This is a genomic window from Streptomyces sp. NPDC057271, from assembly GCF_042668715.1.
Lineage (GTDB): Bacteria > Actinomycetota > Actinomycetes > Streptomycetales > Streptomycetaceae > Streptomyces.
Genome location: NZ_JBHUYJ010000190.1, coordinates 1 through 6830 on the forward strand (window position 1 = coordinate 1; position 6830 = coordinate 6830).

Annotated in this window: 5 protein-coding genes and 1 pseudogene; 2 read left to right on the forward strand and 4 right to left on the reverse strand. The window is 68.7% G+C overall.

All coding sequences use genetic code 11. The features are described from left to right. Positions 1-209 precede the first annotated feature (209 nt). Positions 210-1550 carry an MATE family efflux transporter gene (locus ACFUJR_RS38310; RefSeq protein WP_383180446.1) on the reverse strand — a complete coding sequence of 447 codons (1341 nt, stop codon included), beginning with the start codon at positions 1548-1550 and terminating at the stop codon, positions 210-212. A gap of 425 nt (positions 1551-1975) precedes the next feature. Here ACFUJR_RS38310 and dnaB point away from each other — a divergent pair, with 425 nt between their 5' ends. Both dnaB and ACFUJR_RS38320 read left to right on the forward strand, forming a co-directional pair. Then, positions 1976-3460, forward strand: a complete 1485-nt coding sequence (gene dnaB, locus ACFUJR_RS38315; protein WP_352188559.1) for a replicative DNA helicase — start codon at positions 1976-1978, stop codon at positions 3458-3460. A 199-nt stretch (positions 3461-3659) separates the two neighbouring features. Continuing rightward, entirely contained in the window at positions 3660-5042 is a 1383-nt protein-coding gene (locus ACFUJR_RS38320) for a serine hydrolase domain-containing protein (protein ID WP_383180441.1), read from the forward strand. Between the two features lie 47 nt (positions 5043-5089). Here the strand turns inward: ACFUJR_RS38320 and ACFUJR_RS38325 are convergent, their stop codons facing one another. From ACFUJR_RS38325 to ACFUJR_RS38335, 3 genes and pseudogenes are all read right to left on the reverse strand, one after another. Beyond that, positions 5090-5548 carry a MarR family winged helix-turn-helix transcriptional regulator gene (locus ACFUJR_RS38325; protein WP_383180438.1) on the reverse strand — a complete coding sequence of 153 codons (459 nt, stop codon included), beginning with the start codon at positions 5546-5548 and terminating at the stop codon, positions 5090-5092. A gap of 77 nt (positions 5549-5625) precedes the next feature. Continuing rightward, on the reverse strand, positions 5626-6489 hold the full coding sequence (locus ACFUJR_RS38330; protein ID WP_383180435.1) for a GNAT family N-acetyltransferase: 864 nt from the start codon (positions 6487-6489) through the stop codon (positions 5626-5628). A gap of 5 nt (positions 6490-6494) precedes the next feature. Next, positions 6495-6614 (reverse strand): annotated as a pseudogene (locus tag ACFUJR_RS38335) (DUF2269 domain-containing protein); the annotation flags it as partial. Positions 6615-6830 lie beyond the last annotated feature (216 nt).

Genomic DNA, 6830 nt, shown 5'->3' on the forward strand with positions numbered 1-6830 from the left:
CCACCAGTGTTCTGTGCTTCCCACCCCCGGGGTTGCGGGGAAGTTGGGTGGTGGGTTGGTCGCCGTGGAACGTTTTTCCAAGAGGGAGGGAGGGACCGCACCCCCAGGGGTGCGGCCCTTCCGCCGTTTCCTGGGTCGCCTCTCCACGGGAACGTCGTTTCACGTGAAACATGGCGCTTCACGTGAATACGCCGTTTCACGTGAAACATTCAGCGTGTTGCGCCGGTGACGATCCAGCGTCCGGAGCGCGAGCGCAGCCAGAGCGTCAGCATGCGGACCGTCATCATCAACGTCATCGCCCACCACAGCGCGGTGAGCCCGCCGCCGAGCATGGGGACCAGGAGGGCGACCGGGGCGAAGACGGCCAGCGTGAGCAGCATGGCCCCGGCCAGATAGGGGCCGTCGCCCGCGCCCATCAGGACGCCGTCGAGGACGAAGACCACGCCGGCGATGGGCTGGGAGATCGCGACGACCAGGAGAGCCGGGAGCAGAGTGTCCTGGACCGTGGTGTCGCCGGTGAAGAGCGGGGTGAAGAGCGGGCGGGCGAGAACGAGGAGGGCTCCCAGGACGACGCCGGAGACGATGCCCCACTGGACCATGCGGCGGCAGACCTGACGGGCACCGTCGGCGTCGTCTGCGCCGAGGTACCGGCCGATGATGGCTTGGCCGGCAATCGCGATCGCGTCCAGCGCGAAGGCCATCAGGCTCCACAGGGACAGGATGATCTGGTGGGCGGCGACCTCGGCGTCACCCATGCGGGCCGCAACGGCGGTGGCGATCAGCAGGACCGCGCGCAGGGAGAGCGTACGGACGAGGAGCGGGGCGCCCGCCTGGGCGCTGGCCCGTATGCCTGCGGCGTCCGGCCGGAGGGAGGTGACGCCGTGGCGCCGCGCTCCACGGACGACCACGACGAGATACACGGCAGCCATGGCGCACTGGGCGATGACCGTACCCCAGGCGGAGCCGGCGATTCCCATGCCGGCGCCGTAGACGAGGCTCACGTTGAGAACTCCGTTGGCCGCGAACCCTCCGATGGCCACGTAAAGCGGTGTACGGGTGTCCTGGAGGCCGCGCAGGACACCGGTGGCGGCCAGGACCACGAGCATGGCCGGGATGCCCAGGCTGGAGATGCGTAGATAGGTGATGGCGTACGGGGTGGCCGTGTCCGAGGCGCCAAAGAGGTCGACCAGCCATGAGGCGCCGGGCAGCGTGGCGGCGACGACCGCGATTCCCAGCAGGAGCGCCAGCCAGATACCGTCCATGCCCTGGCGGATGGCGGCCGTGAGGTCGCCGGCTCCCACCCGGCGGGCGACGGCGGCCGTGGTCGCGTAGGCGAGGAAGACGAAGACGCTGACGGCCGTGGAGAGAAGGGCGGCCGCGATGGCGAGACCGGCGAGCTGCGGAGTGCCGAGGTGTCCGACAATGGCGCTGTCGACCATGAGGAAGAGCGGCTCGGCGACGAGCGCGCCGAAGGCCGGAACGGCGAGCGAGATGATCTCTCGGTCGTGCTGCCGACGGGCGGCCTTGGGGGTCGGGGGAGCCTGGGTCATGGGTCTCAATCTAATCTTCCACAGGTAAGAGATGCAATGGGCTAGAGGTCCTTACATTTCCTTGGTGTGGAGCTTCGGGTGTGCGCCGTTTGTTCTGATCTTGGTCTGGAGTGGAAAGTTTTTCTCCCCCACAGCCCGTGGATCGAAAAGTCGCAGGTCAGATGGGTGTCGCGGGCTGGGTTATGAGTTTGTCCACATGGCTGTCCCCCGGTCCGTGCACAGGTTCGGCGGGGTTCTCCACAGCATCTGGTCGTTCACCCACAGGCCCTGTGGATAACCAGATTGGCTGACGGTGCCGACGGGCCTACCGTGGTCCGGCGCACGACGCGCCAGAAGCGGAGTCAAAGCCTCTTGTTTGTCCGAGCCGTGGCGTAAGAAAGAGTGGCACGGAGAGGTCCGCGGAGCGGACAGGAGGAGGTGGCTTGGTGAGCATTCCCGAGCCCTTGGACGACCCCTGGGCCGACAGCGGACCGAGTGACCGACTTCCCGTCGCACGACCCCGCGGCGAGAGCCGCGGACGCGGCAGGGGCCGTGAGGACCAGCACGACCGCGGCAGCGACAGCGGCCCGTGGGACAGCGGTCTCTCCGGCTTCGAGCGGGTGCCCCCGCAGGATCTCGACGCCGAGCAGTCCGTCCTCGGCGGCATGCTGCTCTCCAAGGACGCCATCGCGGACGTTGTGGAGATCATCAAGGGCCATGACTTCTACAAGCCCGCCCACGAGACGGTCTACGCGGCCATCCTCGACCTGTACGCGAAGGGCGAGCCGGCCGACCCGATCACGGTCGGTGCGGAGCTCACCAAGCGGGGCGAGATCACCCGCGTCGGCGGGGCCTCCTATCTGCACACGCTCGTCCAGTCGGTGCCGACCGCGGCCAACGCGGCGTACTACGCGGAGATCGTCCATGAGCGCGCCGTGCTGCGCCGTCTCGTGGAAGCCGGCACCAAGATCACGCAGATGGGCTACGCGGCCGACGGCGACGTCGACGAGATCGTGAACTCGGCCCAGGCCGAGATCTACGCGGTCACCGAGCAGCGCACCACCGAGGACTATCTGCCCCTCGGCGACATCATGGAGGGCGCGCTCGACGAGATCGAGGCGATCGGATCGCGCAGCGGCGAGATGACCGGTGTCCCGACCGGCTTCACGGATCTCGACCAGCTCACCAACGGTCTGCACCCGGGCCAGATGATCATCATCGCGGCCCGACCCGCCATGGGTAAGTCGACGCTCGCCCTGGACTTCGCACGGGCCTGCTCCATCAAGCACAACCTGCCCAGCGTCATCTTCTCCCTCGAAATGGGCCGCAACGAGATCGCGATGCGCCTGCTCTCGGCGGAGGCCCGGGTGGCGCTGCACCACATGCGTTCCGGCACCATGACCGACGAGGACTGGACCCGGCTGGCCCGCCGGATGCCCGACGTCTCCCAGGCCCCGCTCTACATCGACGACTCCCCGAACCTGTCGATGATGGAGATCCGCGCCAAGTGCCGTCGGCTCAAGCAGCGTGCCGGGCTCAAGCTCGTGGTCATCGACTACCTCCAGCTGATGCAGTCCGGCGCCAAGCGGTCCGAGAGCCGACAGCAGGAAGTCTCGGACATGTCGCGAAACCTCAAGCTCCTGGCGAAGGAGCTCGAACTGCCGGTGATCGCGCTCTCGCAGCTGAACCGTGGGCCCGAACAGCGCACCGACAAGAAGCCGATGGTCTCCGACCTGCGTGAATCGGGATCGATCGAGCAGGACGCGGACATGGTCATCCTGCTCCACCGCGAGGACGCCTACGAGAAGGAGTCCCCGCGCGCGGGCGAGGCGGACATCATCGTGGGCAAGCACCGAAACGGTCCGACGGCGACGATCACGGTGGCCTTCCAGGGCCACTACTCGCGCTTCGTCGACATGGCACAGACCTGATCGAGGCTCGTTCAGCCGGCGGGGGCACGAGGATCGTGGAGACGCGGACACCCGAGCCGCCGCTCGAAGACCGCAGCGCCCTGGAACGCTGCGGTGGGACGGTGTGACGCTTCGTCGGCGTCGAACTCGCTCCCGCCACACGGGTATCCGACCCGAAATGTGGTCGACGCCCGAGCCGCCACAGCGTTGGATTCAGTGCATGACCTCACCTCTCGAAGCTCTGCTTCCCAGTACCGAACGGGCGCTGCTGCACCGTGTCGCGGTCGCCCAGTCCGAGGGGCGTACGCCCTCCTTCGTCGGGGCCGTGGCCCGCGACGGGGGGATGGTCTGGAGCGGTGCGCGCAGCTGCGTCGACGGGCACGATCCCGACGCCGACACGCAGTACCGGATCGGCTCGCTCACCAAGGTCTTCACCGCCGTGCTGGTGATGCGGCTGCGTGACGAGGGCCTCCTGGATCTGAACGACCCTCTGGAGAAGCATCTTCCGGGTACGGGCGTCGGCGAGACCACCATCGCCCAGTTGCTCGCCCACACGGGCGGCCTCGCGGCGGAGAGCCCCGCTCCGTGGTGGGAGCGGACGCCTGCGGAGGTCAGGCCGAAGCTGGCCGACGTGCTCGGGGAGAAGCCGATGCTCCACCCGGTGGGGCGCCACTTCCACTACTCCAACCCCGGCTACACGCTGCTCGGTTCGCTGGTCGAGGCGGTGCGTGGGGTCTCCTGGGAGGAGGCGCTGCGGGGCGAGATCCTGGAGCCGCTGGGGCTGACGCGAACGAGTGTGCAGCCGGTCGCTCCGCACGCCGGCGGATGGGCCGTTCACCCGTGGGCCGATGTGATGCTGCCCGAACCCTCGGAGGAACTGGGGCTGATGGCGCCGGCCGGACAGCTCTGGTCGACGGCCGCGGACCTCTGTCGCTTCGCGGTGTTCCTCGCGCGGGGCGACGCCCGGGTGCTCGGCGCGGCCTCGGTCGAGGAGATGCGCACCCCGGCCTCGGCGCCGGGTGCCGGTGACTGGGAGGGCGGCTACGGACTGGGTGTACAGCTGCTGCGCAAGGACGGCCGGACGCTGATCGGCCACACCGGTTCGCTGCCGGGCTTCGTCGCCTGTCTCTGGGTGTGCATCGAGGACGGTGTCGCGGCGGTCGCCCTCGCCAATGCCACGTCCGGGCCGCTGATGGCATCGGTGGCGGCCGATCTCGTACGGATCGTGGCGGAGGCCGAGCCCAGGTTCCCCGAGCCGTGGCGGCCGCTGCCCGAGGCCGAGGTCGATCGGGAGGTGCTGGAGCTTGCCGGGCCCTGGTACTGGGGCACGTACGCGTTCGGGCTGCGTCTTGGTGCGGACCGGGGTGTGACCCTCGAACCACTGAGCGGTGTCGGACGGCGGGCGACCTTCCGGGCGCTGCCGGAGGGCGGCTGGATCGGTCTGAACGGCTACTACCTGGGGGAGACACTCCGCCCGGTCCGTCGTCCTGACGGCTCGGTGAGCCATCTCGATCTGGGATCGTTCGTCTTCACCCGGGAGCCTTACGAACAGAGTGACGCGGTCCCAGGCGGAGTGGACGAAGCGGGTTGGCGGGGCCTCTGAGCGGCTGTTTCACGTGAAACAGGACGCCGGGGGTGGCTAGGCGCAGCCTAGGCGGGAGCGTGGGAGCCTTCGACGACGCGGACCAGGGGCGCCAGCTCCGGGTTCTTGGCCGCCTCGTCGAGGGCTTCGCGCAGCGCCCGGTCATTGGTGGGCCGGGCCTCCGTGAGGAGCGCCATGCCGGCCTCGGTGACGTCGGTGTAGATGCCGCGCCGGTCGGTGGCGCAGAGGTAGCGGGTCAGGAGGCCGCGGTCCTCCAGGCGGGTCACCAGCCGTGTGGTGGCACTCTGGCTGAGGACGACGGCGTCGGCGACCTGCTTCATCTGGAGATGCCCGCCGGGACCGCTGTGCTGGCGGCTGAGTACATCGAGCAAGGAGTACTCGCGGACGCTCAGGCCATGCTGAGACTCCAGGGCGCGCTCGATGTGGGACTCGATCCTGCCGTGCAGCAACGAGAGGGCACACCATCCCTGGGAGAGGGCAGTGAGTGCGGGGGCGGTCGCTGTCATGGTCTCTCCTCGGTCCGGAGCGGCTCCTCCCAGAGTAGACGACGTGCGCAAAAGCCCGCGTATGCAATTACTGGGCTTTACCCCGCGGCCACGGTCAGCGGCGCGAACCGACGGCTCCAGTCGCCCGGAAGGTCGCGCAGGGAGCGCGTCATGACCGCGTTGAACGCGATCGGGGCAAGGCCGCACGCCTTGAGCCAGGTCAGCAGTGCCTCGTGGCGTACGTCGATGTCCGTGCGCAGGGGGCGGTCGGTGGCGGCGGCCAGGGCGGCGACGAGAGCCTGAGCGGTGGCCGTGTCCCGGGCGATCAGCGGGCCGACCACATGGGTGTGCATGTTGGGCCAGGCCGCTGCGAAGCCGGTGATCTCGCCGTTCTGCTCGGCGACGCGGAGATGATCCGCGAAGGCAGGCAGCCTGGTGATCATGTGGGTACGGTCCAGGCCGAAGACCTCGGTGTCCAGGCGGAGCACCCTCGGGAGGTCCTCGGCCGTGGCCGCGCGGGTCGTGATCTCCGGGACCGGCTCTGTCGCGGTGAAGTGGCCGCAGAGCATCTCCGCACGACCCGTCTGAGCGAAGCCCAGCTGCTCGTAGAGCGGCTGACCGCTCGGGGTCGCGTGAAGCGTGAGCGGGGTGTCTCCGGCCTCCGCCACCAGGTGTCGCATGAGACGGATTCCCACTCCCCGGCGGGCGTACCGCTCGGCGACCAGCACCATGCCGATCGCGGAGAGCTCCGGCCCGTACGAGGTCACGACGCTCGACGCGATCAGCCCCTTGCCGTCGGGGTCGTCGATGCCGTAGCCGGTCCCCGCAGTCAGCAGGAGGCCCCATTTGTGCTCCTCGCGCGGCCAGCCTCGGTCCTCCGAGAGATCGGCACAGGCCGTGAGGTCTGCGGAGGTGAGGACACGGATGGGGAGCTGGTCGAGCGGGGCAAGCGACGTCGGCATGGGGCTCAGGCTGTCTGACGCGGTGATCGTTCGTCCAGCGCTTTACGGGAACCGGCCAGAGCCCGCAGGCGACGGCCCCTGCGGGGCAGCCCCCAGGGCTTCAGCACCGAGATCGCGGTCATGAACGGAGACGCCGACCTGGACGACGAGGAGAGCCCGCCGAACGGGGCGCTGGAGATGTTTCACGTGAAACACCGTGTCGTCCCACACCCTCACTCCGCGTCTGACGGGGGAGTAACCACACGTACTAGTGTTCTGAGTCTGGAATTCTGTTCAGATAGCTGGCGAGGCGTTTAAGGATCTCGTCCGCAGTCTTGGTCCACACGTAAGGTTTCGGGTCG